13 protein-coding genes, 1 tRNA gene, 1 other RNA gene and 1 pseudogene are annotated in these 18,287 nt (G+C 70.9%); 6 read left to right on the top strand and 10 right to left on the bottom strand.

Features of this window, described 5'->3' with window-relative positions; all coding sequences use genetic code 11:
* Positions 1 to 50: 50 nt before the first annotated feature.
* An RNA gene (gene ffs / locus ACWD4J_RS29490) (signal recognition particle sRNA small type) lies at positions 51 to 145 on the bottom strand.
* A 72-nt stretch (positions 146 to 217) separates the two neighbouring features.
* Here ffs and ACWD4J_RS29485 point away from each other — a divergent pair.
* Positions 218 to 305, top strand: a tRNA-Ser gene (locus tag ACWD4J_RS29485).
* A gap of 384 nt (positions 306 to 689) precedes the next feature.
* On the opposite strand, the pseudogene ACWD4J_RS29480 reads toward ACWD4J_RS29485, so the two are convergent.
* Positions 690 to 1,661 (bottom strand): annotated as a pseudogene (locus tag ACWD4J_RS29480) (PP2C family protein-serine/threonine phosphatase); the annotation flags it as partial.
* A gap of 312 nt (positions 1,662 to 1,973) precedes the next feature.
* Positions 1,974 to 2,732, bottom strand: coding sequence for an IclR family transcriptional regulator (locus tag ACWD4J_RS29475; protein ID WP_451398487.1), 759 nt, complete (start codon positions 2,730 to 2,732; stop codon positions 1,974 to 1,976).
* A gap of 506 nt (positions 2,733 to 3,238) precedes the next feature.
* On the opposite strand from ACWD4J_RS29475, the gene ACWD4J_RS29470 reads away from it, so the two are divergent.
* Complete coding sequence (locus tag ACWD4J_RS29470; RefSeq protein ID WP_451398486.1) at positions 3,239 to 4,081, top strand: CAP domain-containing protein; 843 nt, start codon at positions 3,239 to 3,241, stop codon at positions 4,079 to 4,081.
* Positions 4,082 to 4,228: 147 nt separating this feature from the next.
* Entirely contained in the window at positions 4,229 to 5,200 is a 972-nt protein-coding gene (locus ACWD4J_RS29465; RefSeq protein WP_451398485.1) for a class I SAM-dependent methyltransferase, read from the top strand.
* Positions 5,201 to 5,236: 36 nt separating this feature from the next.
* Here ACWD4J_RS29465 and ACWD4J_RS29460 read toward each other — a convergent pair whose 3' ends face one another.
* From ACWD4J_RS29460 to ACWD4J_RS29435, 6 genes are all read right to left on the bottom strand, one after another.
* Positions 5,237 to 6,025 (bottom strand): Fpg/Nei family DNA glycosylase, encoded by a 789-nt coding sequence (locus ACWD4J_RS29460; RefSeq protein WP_451398484.1) that lies wholly within the window; start codon positions 6,023 to 6,025, stop codon positions 5,237 to 5,239.
* Positions 6,026 to 6,113: 88 nt separating this feature from the next.
* The gene (locus ACWD4J_RS29455) at positions 6,114 to 8,147 is read right to left on the bottom strand and encodes a beta-galactosidase (RefSeq protein ID WP_451398483.1); all 2,034 of its coding nucleotides are present in this window, start codon (positions 8,145 to 8,147) and stop codon (positions 6,114 to 6,116) included.
* Positions 8,144 to 9,529 carry a glycoside hydrolase family 36 protein gene (locus ACWD4J_RS29450; protein WP_451398482.1) on the bottom strand — a complete coding sequence of 462 codons (1,386 nt, stop codon included), beginning with the start codon at positions 9,527 to 9,529 and terminating at the stop codon, positions 8,144 to 8,146. Before ACWD4J_RS29450 ends, ACWD4J_RS29455 begins: the two co-directional genes overlap by 4 nt.
* A gap of 26 nt (positions 9,530 to 9,555) precedes the next feature.
* On the bottom strand, positions 9,556 to 10,452 hold the full coding sequence (locus tag ACWD4J_RS29445) for a carbohydrate ABC transporter permease (RefSeq protein ID WP_451398481.1): 897 nt from the start codon (positions 10,450 to 10,452) through the stop codon (positions 9,556 to 9,558).
* Positions 10,449 to 11,429 (bottom strand): carbohydrate ABC transporter permease, encoded by a 981-nt coding sequence (locus tag ACWD4J_RS29440; protein ID WP_451398480.1) that lies wholly within the window; start codon positions 11,427 to 11,429, stop codon positions 10,449 to 10,451. The genes ACWD4J_RS29445 and ACWD4J_RS29440 overlap by 4 nt, the downstream gene beginning before the upstream one ends.
* Positions 11,426 to 12,742: an ABC transporter substrate-binding protein gene (locus ACWD4J_RS29435; protein WP_451398479.1), complete on the bottom strand. Its 1,317-nt coding sequence runs from the start codon at positions 12,740 to 12,742 to the stop codon at positions 11,426 to 11,428. The genes ACWD4J_RS29440 and ACWD4J_RS29435 overlap by 4 nt, the downstream gene beginning before the upstream one ends.
* 318 nt (positions 12,743 to 13,060) lie before the next feature.
* Between ACWD4J_RS29435 and ACWD4J_RS29430 the strand changes: the two genes are divergently transcribed.
* Both ACWD4J_RS29430 and ACWD4J_RS29425 read left to right on the top strand, forming a co-directional pair.
* Positions 13,061 to 13,945 carry a MurR/RpiR family transcriptional regulator gene (locus ACWD4J_RS29430; protein ID WP_451398478.1) on the top strand — a complete coding sequence of 295 codons (885 nt, stop codon included), beginning with the start codon at positions 13,061 to 13,063 and terminating at the stop codon, positions 13,943 to 13,945.
* A gap of 335 nt (positions 13,946 to 14,280) precedes the next feature.
* The gene (locus ACWD4J_RS29425) at positions 14,281 to 16,824 is read left to right on the top strand and encodes a SpoIIE family protein phosphatase (protein WP_451398477.1); all 2,544 of its coding nucleotides are present in this window, start codon (positions 14,281 to 14,283) and stop codon (positions 16,822 to 16,824) included.
* Between the two features lie 37 nt (positions 16,825 to 16,861).
* Here ACWD4J_RS29425 and ACWD4J_RS29420 read toward each other — a convergent pair whose 3' ends face one another.
* Positions 16,862 to 17,452, bottom strand: a complete 591-nt coding sequence (locus ACWD4J_RS29420) for a rhodanese-like domain-containing protein (protein ID WP_451398476.1) — start codon at positions 17,450 to 17,452, stop codon at positions 16,862 to 16,864.
* Positions 17,453 to 17,695: 243 nt separating this feature from the next.
* On the opposite strand from ACWD4J_RS29420, the gene ACWD4J_RS29415 reads away from it, so the two are divergent.
* Complete coding sequence (locus ACWD4J_RS29415; protein ID WP_451398475.1) at positions 17,696 to 18,286, top strand: HhH-GPD-type base excision DNA repair protein; 591 nt, start codon at positions 17,696 to 17,698, stop codon at positions 18,284 to 18,286.
* Position 18,287: the final 1 nt, after the last annotated feature.

The raw sequence follows: 18,287 nt of genomic DNA, 5'->3' as shown, positions 1-18,287 counted from the left end.
GCTTCGAAGCCCCTTCGGCCCGCGTCACGAGGAGTCACCTGCCTCGTACGCAAAGCGCCCCTCACGCACCCGCCAGAGCCGACCTACCCTTGCTGCCTTCCGGCCCTGGGGGAGTTCAGTCAGATAGCGCCACGTGAGGGGCTCTGCACAGGGTACCCGATTCGAGCGGCACGAACGAGTTCGCGAGCACTCCCCGCCGTCATGTAATGTTTCCGGCGGAGGATTCGCCTAGAGGCCTAGGGCGCACGCTTGGAAAGCGTGTTGGGGGCAACCCCTCACGAGTTCGAATCTCGTATCCTCCGCCAGCCCAGAGGGCCGGACCACATCAGTGGTCCGGCCCTCTGGCGTTCGCCCGTCTGTGCGGTTGACCCCCAGCGCCCTCAACAACGCGTACGCCGCGTCCGAGTCGGCGGCGACTGGCATGCGGCACCGCCCTCGGTGGCCCGCACCCTGAATCCGGCGGACCCTGCTCCCCTCGCGCCGAATCCGGCAGCGGGCCCCGCGCTGAAGTCCATGGGTCCGAGCCCCGTCTCGTAGCCGACGGCGTCCGCGGCGTCCCTGGGGCCGCCGAGGCCGTACCCGGCGCCGTATCCGACACCGTCCCTGGGCCGGCCGACGCCCGCTGTTCCCGATGCGCCCGCGGTCTCGTCGCCGGTCGCTGCCGACCCGGCCCGGCATGCCAACTCCACCGGCTTCCGCAGCATGATCAGCGCCGCGTCGTCGTGCAGCCGGCCGCCCACATGCGTCAGCAGTTCCTCATGGAGGGCCGCGACGGTGCGGGAGGGATCGTCGGAGACGTGCCGGGCGAGCCGCTCCGTGAGCGGATAGAACTCGCGGCCGCGGTCGCGGGCCTCGGTGACCCCGTCGGTGTAGAGGAGCAGCTGGTCTCCGTCGTCGAAGGGCAGCACGTGGAGGGCCGGGGTGTCCCCGCCGAGGGCGCCGAGACCCAGCGGCGGGGCCGGACGGGTCGGCTCGACGGGCGTGACCTCGCCGTCGCGTACCAGCAGCGGCGGAGCGTGCCCGCAGTTCACCACCTCCATGCGCCCGCCCCTCGGGTACCCCGCGACCACCGCGGTGACGAAGTCGTCGGCCGCGAGGTTGCGCGCCAGGCTCCGCTCGATCCTGGCGACGACGTCCAGGAGGTCGGGTTCGTCGTACGCCGCCTCGCGGAAGACGCCCAGCACCAGGGCGGCGGTGCTCACCGCGGGCAGCCCCTTGCCGCGCACATCGCCGACGATCAGCCGGACCCCGTACGGGGTGGGCACCAGCGCGTAGAGGTCGCCGCCGATCCGGGCCTCCGCCGCGGCGGCGCTGTAGCGGACCGCCACCTGGAACGGGCCGACAGCCGCCGGCACGGGCTTCAGCAGGGCGTGCTGGGCGGCCTCGGCGACCGACCGCACCGCTGCCAGGACGCGTTCACGCCGTCCGCGCAGAGCGCTGGCCAGGGCGCTCGCCAGCGTCACGGCCACCACGGTGGCCAGCACGATCGCCAGGACGCCGTTGGACATGCCGTCCACGGTTCCCAGCAGGGCGCCGAGGGCGGAGGCGAGGAATCCGACGAACAGGACGGCCCGCGGCCTGCTGGTGGCGGCGGCGAGCGCGGGGCCGACGGGGAGGAGGGGCAGCCACAGCCTCGCTCCGCCGACGAAGGCGAGGATCATGACGCCGAAGACGATCAGCGCGGGTGCGCCGGCAGCGACGAGTGGCCGGCAGCGGCCCTCGAAGCCGCTGGTCCGCCCGCCGTCCGTCGGCCACCCGCCACTGGTCAGCCACTTCGTGAACCGCCGCACCGGCCGCCGACGATCACGCTGATGATCCGCCTGCCTCATACCTCTCCGAAGATCGTCACCTGCTGGACTGCCGCACCCGACGGAATCCATGCCGTACGCCGTCCGCCCCGGGCGACGGGATACATGAATGTCCGTTTCATCCAGAGAACAGGGTCTTCGTCCCCTGCCTCAAGCGGGGATTTTTCAGATAGTGAGCGACAGGCCCCGGGTCACTCGTCCCGCTGCCGGGATCAGGCGCTCCCGGACCCGGTCGATGCGCGCGAGCCGGTCCGCCCGCAGGGAGACGCCGAGCGAGCCCAGCTTGTCCCCGCTGTAGACCGGCACCGCGATGCAGACCGTGCCGAGGGAGTACTCCTCCAGATCCAGGACGGCGGGGGCGGCCGCGTCCGATTCGAGCCTGCGCAGCAGCTCGGCGGGCTGGGTGATGGTGCGCGGCGTGAGGTCGGCCAGCGGGTGCCGCGCCAGGTAGTCGTTGCGGGACTCGCCGTCCAGCTCCCGCAGGATGGTCTTGCCCAGCGCGGTGGCGTGGCCCGCGTCCTCGAAACCGACCCAGAGGTCGACCCGTGGCGCCCTCGGGCTGTCGACGATCTCGGCGACGCGGATCTCGCCCTCCTCGTAGAAGGTCAGGTAGGCGGCGGCCGACACCTCGTCCCGCAGCGCGGCGAGGGTCGGGCGGATACGGCTGAGCAGCGCCTGGCCGCGGCTTCCCGTCTGCAGCCCGCGCAGCCTGTCCCCGAGCACGAACCCGCCGTCGTCGAGCTTCTGGACATACCCGTCGTGCATCAGCGTGCGCAGCAGGTGATAGGTCGTGGCGATGGGCAGGCCGGTCTCGCGCGCCAGCTGCTTGGCCGGTGCGCCGCCCTCGTGCGCGCCGACCACCTCCAGCAACCGGAAGGCCCGCTGCACGGACGAGATGAGCGTAGGGCCGCTTTCAGCACCCATGTCACCAGCCTGCGCCGGGACCAGCGCGCCAGCAAGGTCACTCGGCACGCGGCGGCCCCGGCGGGGGGCATCGGAGCGGAGTACGCCTAAGCGGAGCCTGCGGTTCCGTGACATCCGTCATATGGCCTCCAGCACTAAGCGGGCCGAATAGTAGATGCCGTTCTGGCGACATATGGGATTTGTCCGTCTTGATACAGGGGGGACATCTCGCCGCGCTTTCCGGCATTCCACTCCTCGGCCCCTGCCCCCGTTCACGGCGCATAAAGGCTTTCTGACGGACCGCCAGTATTCCCGGAAGAGTCCACAATCCCGGGCAGCACGCTCGCAGGCCCATGGCAAGGGTCGTCTCAGGCTACGAGGCGAGGTAGTACGAGGGCCCTTTGCCCTGTATTGGCGGCGGTTTTAAGAATGGCGGTCCGCAGTACGTCTCCGCAGCTCAGGAGCGGAGTCTGCGCAGAGCACCAGCCGCACAAGGGGCGCTTTGCGATTACCGAGTGAGGTCATCCATGGGGAAGCACCGCAAGAAGAACCACTACCGGCGGATAACCGTCGCTGCCGTGGCCGTAGGCGTCGTGGGCGTGCCGTCCGTCGCCATGGCCTGCAACCAGTGGCCGGACGGCAGCGGCAGTGACAGCCAGAACTACAGCGCTGGGAACACCACCTTCTTCCAGCAACGGTGGACGGACGCCGACTGGGAGCGCTGGGCGCGCTCCTGGGACCGCGAGCCCTCTTCGGCGGCGCCGAAGACCTCCACCGCGTCTCCGAGCACCACGTCTCCGAGCACCGCGAACTCCGCTCCGAAGACCTCCGCTCCGAAGTCCACGGCCACGGCGTCTCCGACCGCGTTGAAGACCACCGCGTCCAAGGCCGAAACCACCACGGAGTCCGGCACGCCCAGCGCTACGACGACCTCCGCTCCCAAGTCCACGGCCACGACGCCGACGAGCACCACGAAGACCACCGCATCGGCGTCCGATGTGGCCGCCCGCATCGTGGAACTCGTCAACAACGAGCGCAGCAAGGCCGGATGCTCGCCCCTGACCCTGAACGCGACCCTGACCAAGGCCGCTCAGGCGCACAGCGACGACATGGCCTCCCACCAGAACATGTCGCACACCGGATCCGACGGCTCCGACCCGGGCCAGCGGATCACACAGGCCGGCTACACCTGGAGCACCTACGGCGAGAACGTCGCGTACGGCTACTCCACCCCCGAGCAGGTCATGGAGGGCTGGATGTCCAGCCCCGGCCACAAGGCCAACATCCTCAACTGCTCCTTCAAGGAGATCGGCGTCGGTCTCGCGGAGCCCAACGACTACTGGACCCAGGACTTCGGCACGGCCCGGTAGTCAGCTCACGAACCACACCAGCAGGAGGGGACGGCTCTCGGCGTACGCGCAGCCGTACGCCGAGAGCCGGACGTGCAAAGCCGGGTCACAGAACCGTCACAGGAATGACCGCCGAGCTTTGCCTTCGGCCCCCTAACGTGGCGGCCCATGACGGAAACCTCCGCGTCCCGCCCCGTACAGCGGCCCCGCAGCCTCGGCGAGGTGAAGGGCTGGTTCCCGAGCCTGGACCAGGTGCTCTTCGACCGCTTCCTCTCCCGCCAGGAGCGGCTCGGGGAGCGCGGGGACCTGCTGGAGATGGGCGCCTACATGGGCAAGAGCGCCATCTTCACCGGGAGCTATCTGCGGCCCGGCGAGCGCTTCACGGTCTGCGACCTCTTCGATGCCGACGACGCGCCGGACACCGACAACGCGGTGGAGGCCCGCAAGTCGTACGCGACCCTGACCCGTGCCGCCTTCGAGCAGAACTACCTGGCGTTCCACGACCGGCTGCCGGAGGTCGTGCAGGGCCCCACGTCGCTGGTCCCCGGAGTGGTCGGCGAGAACACCTGCAGGTTCGTCCATGTGGACGCATCGCATCTGTACGAGCACGTGGCGATGGACATCGGCACCGCCCGGAGGGTCCTGCTGCCGAACGGCGTGGTCGTCCTCGACGACTTCCGCTCCGAGCACACCCCTGGCGTGGCCGCTGCCGCCTGGGAGGCCGTCTTCAACCGCGGGCTGCGCCCCGTCTGTCTCACCACGCAGAAGCTGTACGGCACGTGGGGCGACCCGGAGCCGTTTCTGCAGGAGCTGCTCGGTGACACGGAGTGGCGCGCCGGGATCAGCATGAGCCGGCAGCAGATCGCCGGGCAGCATGTCCTGCGTTTCTCGGGCCGCCCGCCGAACCCGGCCGCACCTCGGTCCCGCCACGCGCACGAGCCACGGCACGCCGAGGAGGCCGCCACACCTGCGGCGGGTGCCGCGACGTCCCCCACCGCCGGTTCCTCCGCGGCGGTGGCCGCCGCCGCGCCTTCGGCCGCCGCGATCCGGCGGTCCGTATCTGCCCGCCGGATCGCCGCCGACGTCCTCCCGCCGATCGTCACGCGCGCCATCCGCCGTCGGCGGCGTCGCCGGACGTAGGCAGCGGCCCGAAGACCGACCGCACGCGGGCAGTGGTCAGGAGGCAGTCGGCTGGCACCGCGGACACCAGACAGTGCCGCGTCCGCCGATGCGATCACGGCACAGCGGCTCACCGCATCGCGGGCAGGCCCCACCGGGGTCGTCGCGGCGACCGGTCAGCCAGGACCTGCGAGGCGGTACGCAGCCGGCACGGATCGCCGACCGCAGGGTGCGGCGCATCTCCGTGTACAGCCGGCCGCGCTCGGCGTCGGTGAGGTCACCGGCCCGCGCCGCGGGGTGCAGCCGCGCACGCCACAGGATCTCGTCGGCCAGCAGGTTGCCGAGCCCGGCCAGGACCGACTGGTCCGTGAGGACGGACTTGAGGCGGCCGCGGCGTCCGGAGAGCGCGGCGTCGAAGCCCTTGCGGTCCACCGCCAGCGCGTCGGGGCCCTGGCGGTCCAGGACGCCCGCCACGCCGGAGTCGTCCGCCAGCCACACTCCCTGCAGTTTGCGCTGGTCGCGATAGCGGAGCCGGCGGTCGCCGGTCACGGCGAAGACCACCCGGTCATGGGGGTGGGGCGGGTCGTCGGGGCCGCAGCAGACCAGCTGCCCGGTCATGCCGAAGTGCAGCATGGCGGTGGGCCCGCCCTCGGTGCGGGCGAGCAGCCACTTTCCGTGCCGCTCGGGCTCGGTGAACGCCCGGCCTTCCAGCTCGCGGCGCAGTCTCCGGACGCTGACCCCGTGCAGGACGCCCGCGTCGCGCACCTCGACCCGCTCGATCCGCCTGCCCTGCGCGCAGGACGCGAGAACCTCCCGGAACGCCTCGACATCCGGCAGCTCAGGCATACCGCCCACCGCCATCCGCGCACTCGGCCGCCCGGATCCACACGGGATCCGCTGCGGCCGAGTACCCCGGACGGGCGCCCAGGCCTCCTCAGGAGCCGTGCGGCTCCCGTACGACGGCGATGTCGCCGGGCGCGACGACGACAGACCCGGCGGCCGGCTTGCCGGTCAGCAGTTCGGTGGCGGCGGGCGCGACCGCGACCTCCGCGCCATGGCCGGCGTGGTCGATCAGGAAGACGTAGTCGGCGTCCGTTCCGCGGCGCCGGACCACCTCGACCCCGGTCGGGGCGGCGCCGGTACGGAGGACCGGCCGGACCCCCGTCTCCGCGCAGACGCGGCCGAGGAGCGCGGCGAGCGTGGCCGGGTCCGGGCGCGTGGCCACGTACCAGGTGGTGCCTTCCCCGTGCCCGTGCCGGGTCACGGCCGGGACGCCGGTCAGGGGCCCGTCCGCGTACGACGCGACCGCCTCCGCTCCCGCGAGCCGCACCCGCTCCGACCACAGGGTGCCTGCGGCGCCGTCCGGCACGTCGCCGGTCAGGCCCACGGACTCGCCCGGCAGCAGCGGGAAGAGCTCGTCGGTGCGTACGCCGAGTGCGTCCCGGAATGCTCCTGGGTAACCGCCGAGCCGGACATGGCAGTTCTCGTCGACCGCGCCGCTGTGGAAGCCCACGGCGAGGGTGCCGCCGCGATCGGCGAAGCCGGTGAGGTTCGCCGCGCCCGCGTCGTCCACCAGGTACAGGCTGGGGGCGAGCACGAGGCGGTAGCGGGAGAGGTCGGCGTCCGGGCGTACGAAGTCCACCGCGATCCCGGCGCGCCACAGCGGCTCGTACCAGTCCCGTACGAGGTCCTGGAAGCGCAGCTCGCCGTTCGGCTGGGACGGGAGCTCCAGGGCCCAGCGGGCGTCCCAGTCCCAGACGATCGCCACCTCGGCCGTGCCGGTGCTGCCGCGCACCTCGGCGATGGCCTTCAGGTCGGCGCCGAGCCTGACCACGTCCCGCCAGATCTGGCTGTCCGTCCCGGCGTGCGGAAGCATCGCCGAGTGCCACTGCTCGGCGCCCGCCTTGGCGGCCCGCCACTGGAAGTACGCGATGCCGTCCGCGCCGTGCGCGACATGCGCGAGGGCGTTGCGGCGCAGCTCGCCGGGACGCTTGGCGCGGTTGACGGGCTGCCAGTTGACGGCGCCCGTGGAGTGCTCCATCAGCAGCCACGGGCCGCCCGCCAGCGAACGCACCAGGTCGCCGTTGAGCGCGATGTCGATCTCCGACTCGGGGTCGGTGGACATCAGGTAGTGGTCGTTGGAGACGATGTCCAGCTCGGGCGCCCAGCGCCAGTAGTCGAGCGCGTCGAAGTTCCGCATCACCATGAAATTGGTGGTGGCGGGGATCGAGGGCGCCGCCTCGCGCAGCACGTCCCGCTCGGCGGTGCAGAGCGAGAGCAGCTCGTCGGAGCAGAAGCGGCGCCAGTCCAGCTGGTGCGTGGGGTTGGGCACGGCGCCGGTCGCGCGGGGCGGCAGGATCTCGTCCCAGTCGTAGTACCACTGGCTCCAGAAGGTGGTGCCCCAGGCGTGGTTGAGCGCGCCCAGGTCATCCCCGTACCGCGCCCGCAGCCAGCGCCGGAAGGCGGTCGCGCTGGTGTCGCAGTAGCAGGCCGCGTTGTGGCAGCCGTACTCGTTGTGCACGTGCCACATGACAACCGCCGGGTGGTCCTTGTACCGCTCGGCGACGGCGCCCGCGATCCGCAGGGCGGCCTCGCGGTAGGCGGGGCTGCTGGGGCAGAAGGTCTGGCGGCTGCCGTACGAGAGGGTGCGGCCGTCCTGGTCGACGGGCAGCGCCTCGGGATGGGCCCGGAAGAACCAGGCGGGAGGCGCGGCCGTGGGCGTGGCCAGGTCGGCGGCGATGCCGTTCGCGTGGAGCAGGTCGAGGATCCGGTCCATGCGGGCGAAGTCGTGGACGCCCTCGGCGGGTTCGAGGAACGCCCAGGAGAAGATGCCGATGCTGACCATGGTCACGCCCGCCTCGCGCATCAGGCGCACGTCCTCGGCCCACACCTCCTCGGGCCACTGCTCGGGGTTGTAGTCGCCGCCGTAGGCGATGCCGGGGAGGCGGAGGGAGCGGTCGGTGGTCACAGGTCGACTCCAGCGATGGAAGCCACTCCGGCGGAGGAAGCGGAGGAAACGGAGGAAGCGGTGAGCAGACGGCGGGTGATGTCCAGGCCCCAGTCGTCCAGGGAGAGCAGCCGGTCGCTGCTGGCCATGAGGCCGCCGGTGGCCTCCACATGTCCGGCCCAGCGTTCCCGTGTCTCCACGGCCGGGCGGGCCATCAGGCAGTCGGGATCGTTGACCCAGAAGCGGCCGTGCTGCCACTGGCGGCCCACGCCGGTGAACTCGGCGGCCTCCTGGCCGGGCTGGCTGAAGTCACCGCGCTCGGGATCGCGGTACGGGGCCGTGTCCGGGCTGACGCGCATGGCGTCGAAGAGCCCGATGGACGGCAGAACGGGCGCTCCGCACCCGAGCAGATACGCGTCGGCACCGATCGCCCGGCGGATCAGGGCGATGCCCTCGCGGTAGGCGGTGAGGGCGTCGGCGCCGGAGTGGCGGACGCCGTCCATGGCCCCGGCGTAGAGGAAATCGACCTTGAAGTAGTCGTATCCCTCCGCGTGCAGGGTCGCGAAGACGTCGACGAGGTACGCGGCCGCGTCGGGGTGGGTGGTGTCCAGGACGTACAGGTCGTGGCCCCAGTTGCGCCCGGCGTGCAGCGGAGTCCGGCCGTCGGCGGCCCGGACCAGCCAGTCCGGGTGAGTGGTGGCGAGCTCGCTGTCGGGGGCGACCAGGAACGGGGCGGTCCAGATGCCGGCCCGGCGGCCGCTGTCGCGGATCGCGTCGGCGATCCCGGCGCGGGAGCGGAAACGGCCGGAGAGGGTGAGCCAGTCGCCGAGCGCCTTCTGGTAGCCGTCGTCGATCTGTACGACGTCGACGGGCAGGCCGAGGGTGTCCATCGCGCCGAGGTTCTCGTGGATGTCGTCCTCGGTGACCGCGGTGAAGTACTCGTACCAGGAGCACCACACGGTCGGCGCCGGGCGGGGTGCCGGCAGCCCGAGGGCCCCCACGACACCGTCCGCCCAGGCGGCGAGAGCGCCCTGGATGCCGTCAGGGCCGGTGTGGCTGTGCTCTGTCACCGGCCCGTCGGCGCTCACCTCGGCGCGTCCGTCGCGCACGGTCAGCCGGATCGACGGGGCGCCGCGCAGCGGATCGGCGGCCGCCCACAGTCGCACCGGTGAGCCGTCGCCCGGGTCGAGCGCCAGCAGCCCCTCGCCCTGGAACGTGCCGTCCAAAGGGATGACGCCGGGCCGGTAGCAGACCGTCGCCCAGTTGTCGTTCGTAGGGCGGTACGGCGTCGCGTCGAGAGCGTAGGCGCCGCTGGGGCTCCAGGACTGCCAGCCCTCCTCGTGGACCCGGGCGGAGCGCGGGTCCACGGGTACGGAGGCCACTGGGGTGAACGGGTTGTGCACGGGGTTCTCTTTCAGGTGGAGCCGGGTCAGCCCTTGTTGGAGCCCAGGGTGAGACCGCTGACGAACTGCCGCTGGAGCACGAAGTACACGATCAGCGTGGGGATCGCGGTGAGCAGCGCGCCGGCGGCGACCAGGTTGGGGTCGGTGAAGTACTGGCCGGAGAGGTTGTTCAGCGCCGAGGTGATCGGCATGTTCTCGCCGGTCGAGATCAGCACGAGCGCCCAGAAGAAGTCGTTGTAGATCCAGATGGACAGCAACGTCGCCAGGGCCGCCATCGCCGGCTTGCACAGCGGCAGCGTGATCTGCCAGTACAGCCGCCACACCGAGGCGCCGTCGACGAGCGCGGCCTCGGTCAGCTCGTGCGGCAGGGAGCGCATGTAGTTGGCCAGCACGAAGGAGCAGAAGCCGGACTGGAACGCCACATGGATCAGGACCAGGCCGAGCGCGGAGTCGTACAGCTTGCCGCTCGCCGTGATGCCGGGAAGGTTGGTGAGGAGGTACAGCCGATACAGCGGGGTGATGATGACCTGCTGCGGGAGCAGGTTGCCCGCGGTGAAGACCAGCAGCAGCGCGAGGTTGAGGCGGAAGTCGAAGCGGCTGACGTAGAAGGCCACCATCGACGACAGGAACAGCGTCAGCAGCACGGCCGGCACCGCGATCAGCAACGTGTTGCCGAAGTAGTGCATCATGTCCGACTGCGTGAACGCGTTGGTGAAGTTGTCCAGGCTCAGCTTGTCCGGCCAGGACACATAGCCCTTGGTGCTGGTCTCGCTGTACGGGCGCAGGGCCGAGAAGATCGCCCACAGCAGCGGGGCGAGCCACGCCAGGGCCGTACCGGCGAGGAAGACGTGCAGCAGGACGCGGGCGGGGCGGACGGGCGTGCGCTTCTTGAGCGTGCCTGCCGCGAGGGTGGGGGCGCTCATGCTCGCCGCTCCTTCCGGAAGGTCGCGATCAGGTACGGGATGATCACGGCGAGCGAGATGACCAGCAGGACCACCGCGATCGCCGACCCGTAACCGATCCGGCTGGACTCACCGATGATGTTGTTGGTCACCAGGATCGACAGCAGCTCGGTGCCCTGGGCGCCCTTGTTGAAGACGAACACCAGGTCGAAGGCGCGCAGGGCCTCGATGATGGTGACGACCAGGACGACCGTGTTGGTGGGGCGCAGCGTCGGGAAGATGACGTTCTTGAACGTCTGCCACTCGTTGGCGCCGTCGAGGGACGAGGCCTCGCGCAGGGAGGGGTCCACGCCCTTCAGGCCGGCCAGGTAAAGGATCATCATGTAGCCGGTGTGCCGCCAGGAGGCGGCGACCAGGACGGCCCACAGGTTGAGGTGCGGGTCGCCGATCCAGTCGATGTAGTGGCCGGTCTTGTTGGCGCCGATGAGGCTGTTGATCAGGCCCGTGTCCGGGTTGTAGACCAGCTGCCAGACGAAGCCGATGCAGGCCATGGAGATGACGACCGGCAGGAAGAACGCCGTCTGGTAGACCCGGCTGAAACGGATCTTCTTGTCCAGCTGGACGGCCAGGAACAGGCCCATCGGCGTCGGGATCAGGATGAGCACGACGAACCAGATGACGTTGTGCTCGACGGCGGGCCAGAACTGCGGGTTGTCGGAGAACAGCTGTTTGAAGTTGTCCAGCCCCACCCATTTGATCGAGTCGAAGCCGATGCCGTCCCAGCTGGTGAAGGCCAGGGCGATCGAGGCGAGGGCGGTGACCCAGACGAGGATCACATGCAGGATCGTCGGCACGCCCGCCATCAGGGCGAGCGTGATGCGGTCACGGCGGGTCAGCAGGCGCTGGTGCCCCTGCGCGACCCGCTTCTTCACAGGCGCGGGGCCCGGAGACGGCGCGGCGGCCGCCTCCGGGCTCTTCATCGTGATGTCGGTGGTCATGCGGAGGCGAAGATCGTCTTCTTCTGGCGCTCGATCGAGGACAGCAGGCTGTCGACGCCCTTGGGGTTCTGCAGGAACTTCTGCAGCGCGGGCTGCATCACCGTGGAGGTGAAGTCCGGCCGGGAGTCGCGGTCCATGAACTGGGTCAGGCTCTTGGCGTTGCCGATCATCTCGAACGCCTTCTTCTGCAGCGGCGAGTACGCGGAAGTGCTGGCCTTGCTGGAGGCGGCCACCACGCTCGGGTCGGCCTTGAGGTAGATCTCCTCGGCCTCCGCGGTGCCCAGGAACTCCAGCAGCTTCACCACACCGGCGTGGTTCTTCGGCGACTTGCTGACCATGAAGCCGTCGGTGGGCGCCTCGACGGTGTCCTGCCCGTACGAGGGGTTGATCTCCGGGAAGGCGAAGAAGTCCAGGTCGTCCAGGTCGGCCTGGTTGGTGAACTGCTGCCCCACGAAGGTGCCCAGCACGTACATGCCGGCCTTCTTCGACACCAGGGTCTGCGCGGCGTCCTGCCAGGTGCGGCCCATGAAGCCGTCCTGATGGTAGGGGAGGATCTCGGTCCAGTGGTCGAAGACCGCCTTGACCTTGGCGTCGGTCCAGGACGCCTTGCCCGCCATCAGCTCGACGTGGAAGTCGTAGCCGTTGACGCGGAAGTTGAGCTGGTCGAAGGTGCCCATCGCGGGCCAGGCGTCCTTGTCGCCGAACGCGATCGGGACCAGGCCGTCCTTCTTCATCTTCTTGCACAGGGCCACCAGCTCGTCCCAGGTGGTGGGGACCTCGTAGCCGTACTTCTTGAAGACGCTCTTGCGGTAGAAGACTGCCCACGGGTACGTGGTCAGCGGGACGAAGTAGTACTTGCCGTCCTCGCCCTTGCTGAGCTTCTTCATCGCGTCGGGGAAGTTGTCCCCGATCTTCGCCCACACGTCGTCGATCGGGGAGGCCAGGCCCTTCTTGGCGAAGAACTGCATGCGGTACCCGGCGAACCAGTTGAACACGTCGTCCGGCGTGCCCTGCAGGTAGGAGTTGATCTGCTCCTGGAAGGTGTTGTGGTCCTTGGTGTTCACATCGACCGTGATGCCGGACTGCTTGGTGAAGGCCGTGTAGATCGCACCGTAGGCCTTCTTCGGCACGGCGTCGGACTGGTTGGAGCCGAGCGTGACGGTCTTCGAGTCCCCGGAGGCGGAGGACGAGCCGCCGCCACAGGCGCTCAGCAGGGGTATGCCGGCACCCAGCACGGCGGCGCCACCGATGCCGCGCAGCAGGGAGCGGCGGCTCGGGCCGGGGACGGACAGACCTGAGGGGGAGAAGTGCATGACGGCTCCTGAGGGCAAGGGTCAGCCACGAGATGTGCGGTCACGATGATCAGAAACGATCAGAAACCAACTGGACCGCACATCGGGAACGCCATAACAGCCGGATGTCCTGTCATGCGTCAAGAGGTCTTGTCCGACTTTGTAGAAACGTGATGGACATCCCGGTGTGCGGTTCTGGTAACCCCTCAGGGCCCGCACAGCGAACGCACGGACGCGCTCCTCGCCAAGGAGCAGCCGCCTACAGCCCGGCGGTCACGAAGTGCCGACAATGCGGACGAAAATAGCCCGTTCGGTGGTCCGAAACGAGAGGATCACCCCATGACATCGGCATCACGGCAGGCACCGGACACCTTCGACGAGCTCGCGGCCCGACTGCAGGAACGGTCCGTCAAACTCACGCCGTCGCAACGGCTGCTCGCCGAGCGGGTCATGGCCGACCCGGAAGCGGTGGCGTTCATGACCGTCTCCGATCTGGCCTCGGCCGTCGGCGTCAACGAGGCGACGGTCGTCCGGTTCGCCACCGGCCTGGGGCTCGGCGGCTATCCGGGGCTGACCCGGCTGTGCCGGGAACGGCTGCGCCAGCAGGCGCAGTTGCTGCGCCGGTACGCCGAGGACCAGCCGGACACGGAGGGCGGCGACCTGCTGGAGCGCGCCGTCGCCCAGGACCGCGCCAACGTCTCCCGCACCTTCGCCCGGATCGAACGCGCCGAGTGGGACGCCGCGGTGCGGGCCCTGGCGGAGGCGCCGCGCGTGCACGTGATGGGGCTGCGGACGTGCCACGCGCCCGCGCATCTCCTCGGCCATCTGCTGCGGACGCTGCGCGAGGACGTGGAGACGGTGGGCGGGGGCGTCGACACGCTCGCCGACGATCTGCGCCGGGTCCGCCAGGGCGACTGCTTCGTGGCCGTCTCCATCCACCGCTACGCCGCGGAGACCGTACGGGCCTTCGAGTGGGCCCGTACGCGCGGGGCCCGGTGCGTCGCGCTGACCGACAACCCCGGCTCGCCGCTGGCGCCGATCGCCGACCATGCGTTCTTCGTGGACGCCGCCGGGCCCTCCGTGCTGCCGTCGCTGACGGCCTTCACCTCGCTGGTGCAGGCGCTGGCCGCCGGGGTTGGGCACGTGCGGGGGCGCGAGCGGCCCGCCCCGCTCCACCAGGAGGAGCTCCTGGAGAGCTTCGGGGTGTACGCGGCGAGCCGCTGAGGGACCGGCCACCGGCCGGAAGCCGCGAGCGTGCCGAAGGGGACGTGGCGGGATGTGCGCCCGCTGGGGGTACCTCCCAGGCCCTTAAGGCACTGGGGGAGGCTGGCGCACAGTGTGGGCTCGCCCGAACGACGTACGGCTCGGCGCCGGACCGAGGACGTACTACATCCCGCCACGGCCCCGACCCACCCACCGGCAGGTGGCGAACCACCCACCAGCCCGCAGCCGCAGAAGCTGCCCGATCCACCCACGGGCAGTGGGCGAACCATCCGCCCCGGCGGGGCTCTCACGGCCTAAACTACGAAAAAGCCGTCTTGTGACCGATTGAAGGCAGCATGGGGTCCAGCGGTGGTGCGGAACGAGAGGCGCAGCCGCTCGGCACCAAGGAGGTCGTCGGGACGTCGGAACGTGACGACGCCCTGGTCGCGGCCGTGATCAGGGCCGCCGAGGTCACCGGCGCGCACGCGGCGAGCGCCTTCCTGGTCGCGCGCGACGGGACCTGCCTCGTGCTCACCGCGGCGGCCGGCACGCCCCCCGCCCTGATCGGCGGCTGGCAGCGGATCCCGGTGAACAGCCGCGTCCCCGCGGCCGAGGCGTACCGGTCCGGGCAGGTGATCCATCTGGCCGACGCCGACGAAACCGTACGCCGGTTCCCCCACTTCGCCATGGTCATGCCGTACCCCTTCGGTTCGGCATCCGTACCGGTGCAGTCGGGCCCGCAGACCTTCGGCGCGGTATCCGTGGTGTGGACCTCCCGCCCCGGCGGAGAGGGACTGTCCCCGGCGCAGCGACGGCAGCTGCGCGCCACCGCAGACCGCCTCGGCGCGGCGCTCGCAGCGCTGGACGGCCGCGGTGCGCTCGTCGGACCGGACGCCACGACCGCCCCACTGGTGGTCCCGGTGCCGTCAGGCCCGGCGGTCCGCGTCGGCCTGTTCGACTGGAACCTCGACACCGGGACCGTCACGGCGGACGACGAGATGTGCGCGATCTTCGGCATCGCTCCACACGAGTTCGACGGCCGCGCGGCCACGCTGGAGGCCCGGCTCGACCCCGCCGACGTCCCCGGCTTCCGCTCCGCCGCCCGCGTCGCGATCGAGGAGGGCCGCGTTTTCGCGCAGTACGTACGGATGCGGGAGGGCGCGGGTCACCGGACCGTCGAGGTGTGGGGCCACGCGGCCGACGTGCCCGAGGACCGGCCCGCGGGCACCCGCCCCCCGCCCCGCCTGGTCGGTGCCGTCCTCGACTCCGGACCCGGTCTGGCCGCGGTCGCGGCCATCGAACGGCTCGCGGACGGCTTCTTCGCGCTGGCCCCGGACGGCTGCGTCACCTACGCCAACCGCGGTCTCGAACGGGTGCTGCGGATCGACCAGGACGAACTGCTCGGCCATCGCCCCTGGGAGGTGCTGCCCTGGCTGTCCGACCCCGTCTACGAGGACCGCTACCGGGCCGCGATCATCTCCCAGAAGCCCGTGTCCTTCCTGGTCCGCCGCCCGCCCGACCAGTGGCTCGTGTTCTCCTTCCACCCCGGCACCCAGGGCATGACCGGGTGGGCAGCACCGGTCGCGGGCAAGCGGGGGGTGGAACGGCTCGCCGAGGCCGGCACGACCGTCCGGGAGGGCGCGACCGTCCCCGCCTCCGCGCCGATGGTCGCCCCGCGCCTGGGCTCGCTCTACCGCGTGCTCCACATGGGCAGCGCGCTGACCGAGGCGGTCACCGCCCGCGAGGTGTGCGTCGCCGTCGCCGAACAGCTGCTGCCGGCGTTCGGCGGCCAGAAGCTGGCCGTCTACGTGGTGGTGGACGAGCAGCGTCTGCATCTGCTCTGGCAGCGGGGCTACCCGGAGGGGTTCCTCGACCAGTTCGAAGGCACACCGCTGCAGGCGTGCCAGCCCGCGACGGACGCCGTGACCTCCGGCACGCCCCGGTTCGTCGAGAACCGGAAGGAACTCCTTGAGACCTATCCCGTCTTCAACACCAAGGCGATCGACGCCAACGCCTGGGCGTACCTTCCGCTCATCGCCTCCAACCGTCCCGTGGGCGTCTGCATCCTCGGCTTCGACGACGCCCACCGGTTCCCGAGCGAGGAGCGCGGAGTCATCACCGCCCTCGGCGGGCTGATCGCCCAGGCGCTGGAACGCGCCCGGCTCTACGACGCCGAGTCCGCCATCGCCCGCGGTCTGCAGGACGCCCTGCTGCCGCACCGGCTGCCCCGGCTGCCGGACATGCACGTCACGGGCCGCTATCTGCCCGGCACCCGCGGCATGGACATCGGCGGCGACTGGTACGACGTCATCCCCGCCGGTGACGGTGTCGCCCTGATCGTCGGGGACGTCGAGGGCCACAACGTCGCGGCGGCGGCCGTCATGGGCCAGCTGCGCAGCGCCGTACGGGCCTTCGCCACCGCCGGGCACCGGCCCCGCGACGTGGTCGCCAGCACCAACCGGCTGCTGCTCGGCCTCGACCCCGGGCTCCTCGCCAGCTGTTGCTACGTCCTGTTCCAGCCCCGTACCGGAGCCGCACAGCTGGTCCGCGCGGGCCACTGCCCGCCGCTGCTGCGCCTGCCCGACGGCCGCACCCGGGCCCTGGACCTGCCGTGCGGCCCGATACTCGGCGTGGAGGAAGCGCCGGACTACCCCGAGTCGGAGGTGCACCTGTCCCCCGGCTCCGTCCTGGCCCTCTACACGGACGGGCTGATCGAGAAACGCGGTTCGGACATCGGTGCCGGCATCGAGGAGCTGCGGTCCTCACTGGCGCATGCGCATGCCTCGTCCCTGGAGGAGCTGGCCGACCGTCTGCTGATCGACGCCCGCCACACCCCGAACCGCGTGGACGACATCGCGCTGCTGCTGACCGAGTACGTCCCCGCGGGTGCCGCCGCCTGACCGGCGCGCACCCGCGCTCAGTGCTCGCGTCAGGCCGTCAGCCGGCCCGCTTCCCGCCGCGCTGACGCAGAGCCGTCAGAGCGTCCTCGAGCTCCGCCGCCCGGGGACGGTTGTGGGGCAGCTTGGCGAGAACGGCGGCCATGCCGCAGGTGTTGGTGAGGGCCGAGAAGATCAGGCCGCACGCGATGGCGGCGGACAGCAGCTGCCAGGCCGGGTGGAGCAGGCCGAGGAGAAGGCCGATCAGGACGATGGTGCCGGCGGTGAAGCGGACCTGCCGCTCCATGCCCCAGACGGCGCGAGTCCGGCCCGCAGGCCGCTGCAGCTCCTGGCCGCCCTCGGCCCAGGCGCTGGTCCCTCCGGTCAGCGTCGTGGCGGTCACACCGTGCCCGGCCAGCGTCTTGCACGCGTTCTCCGAACGCGCCCCCGACGCGCAGACCACCAGGATCTCACCGCTCGCCGCGGCCTCCTTGATCTCCGGCAGCGCTCGCGACAGCTGGTCGAGAGGGATGTTGAGCGCGCCCGGCAGATGCCCCGACGCGAACTCTCCCGGCGTACGGACGTCGATCACCGTCAGCTCGTCCAACCGGGCACGGGCCTGGGCGACGTCTACGGCGAGGGGCGCATTCATGTCGGCTGCCATCCTTGTCTCCGCGATCTTGCGGTCTTCATCGTCTTCGTGATCTTCTCGGGCGTCCTCGGTCCCCGGTCCTCGGGAGGGTGCCCATACCGAGGATAAATTACCCCTGGGGGTATGTGGGCGGGTATGGCGGCGTGAAGGATTTCTCGTGGAGGCATCGGCCACACGCCCCCGTCGCCCCCGCACGCACGCACGCGTGCTGCGCCGCGCACCCGGGCGCGCGATCATCGGGGCATGGATGTCACCCTTCACCTCGCCCAGCAGCCCGAGGCGGACGAACTGCTCGGCCGCAGTCCGCTGGCCGCGCTCGTGGGAATGCTGCTGGACCAGCAGGTCCCCATGGAGTGGGCGTTCGCCGGGCCGTACACGATCGCCCAGCGGATGGGAGCCGACGATCTCGACGCACACGAGATCGCGGCGCAGGACCCCGAGGCGTTCGCCGCGCTCCTCTCCGCCAAACCCGCCGTGCACCGCTACCCGGGGTCGATGGCCAAGCGCATCCAGCAGCTCTGCCAGTACCTCGTGGAGCACTACGACGGCGATGCGAGCGCCGTCTGGGAGGGTGTGGACAGCGGCAAGGAACTCCTCGGGCGCCTGGGCGACCTGCCGGGCTTCGGCAAGCAGAAGGCCCAGATCTTCCTCGCCCTGCTCGGCAAGCAGCTCGGCGTACACCCCGAGGGCTGGCGGGAGGCCGCGGGCCCGTACGGCGAAGCCGGGTCCTACCGCTCCGTCGCCGACATCACGGGCCCGGACTCCCTGACGAAGGTCCGCGCACACAAACAGGAGATGAAGGCCGCGGCGAAGGCCGCCAAGGCCGCGAAGTGAG

This window comes from Streptomyces sp. NPDC002577 (assembly GCF_053594815.1).
The sequence above is the reverse complement of the archived record's forward strand: the minus strand, read 5'-3'. Positions and strand labels throughout refer to the sequence as shown.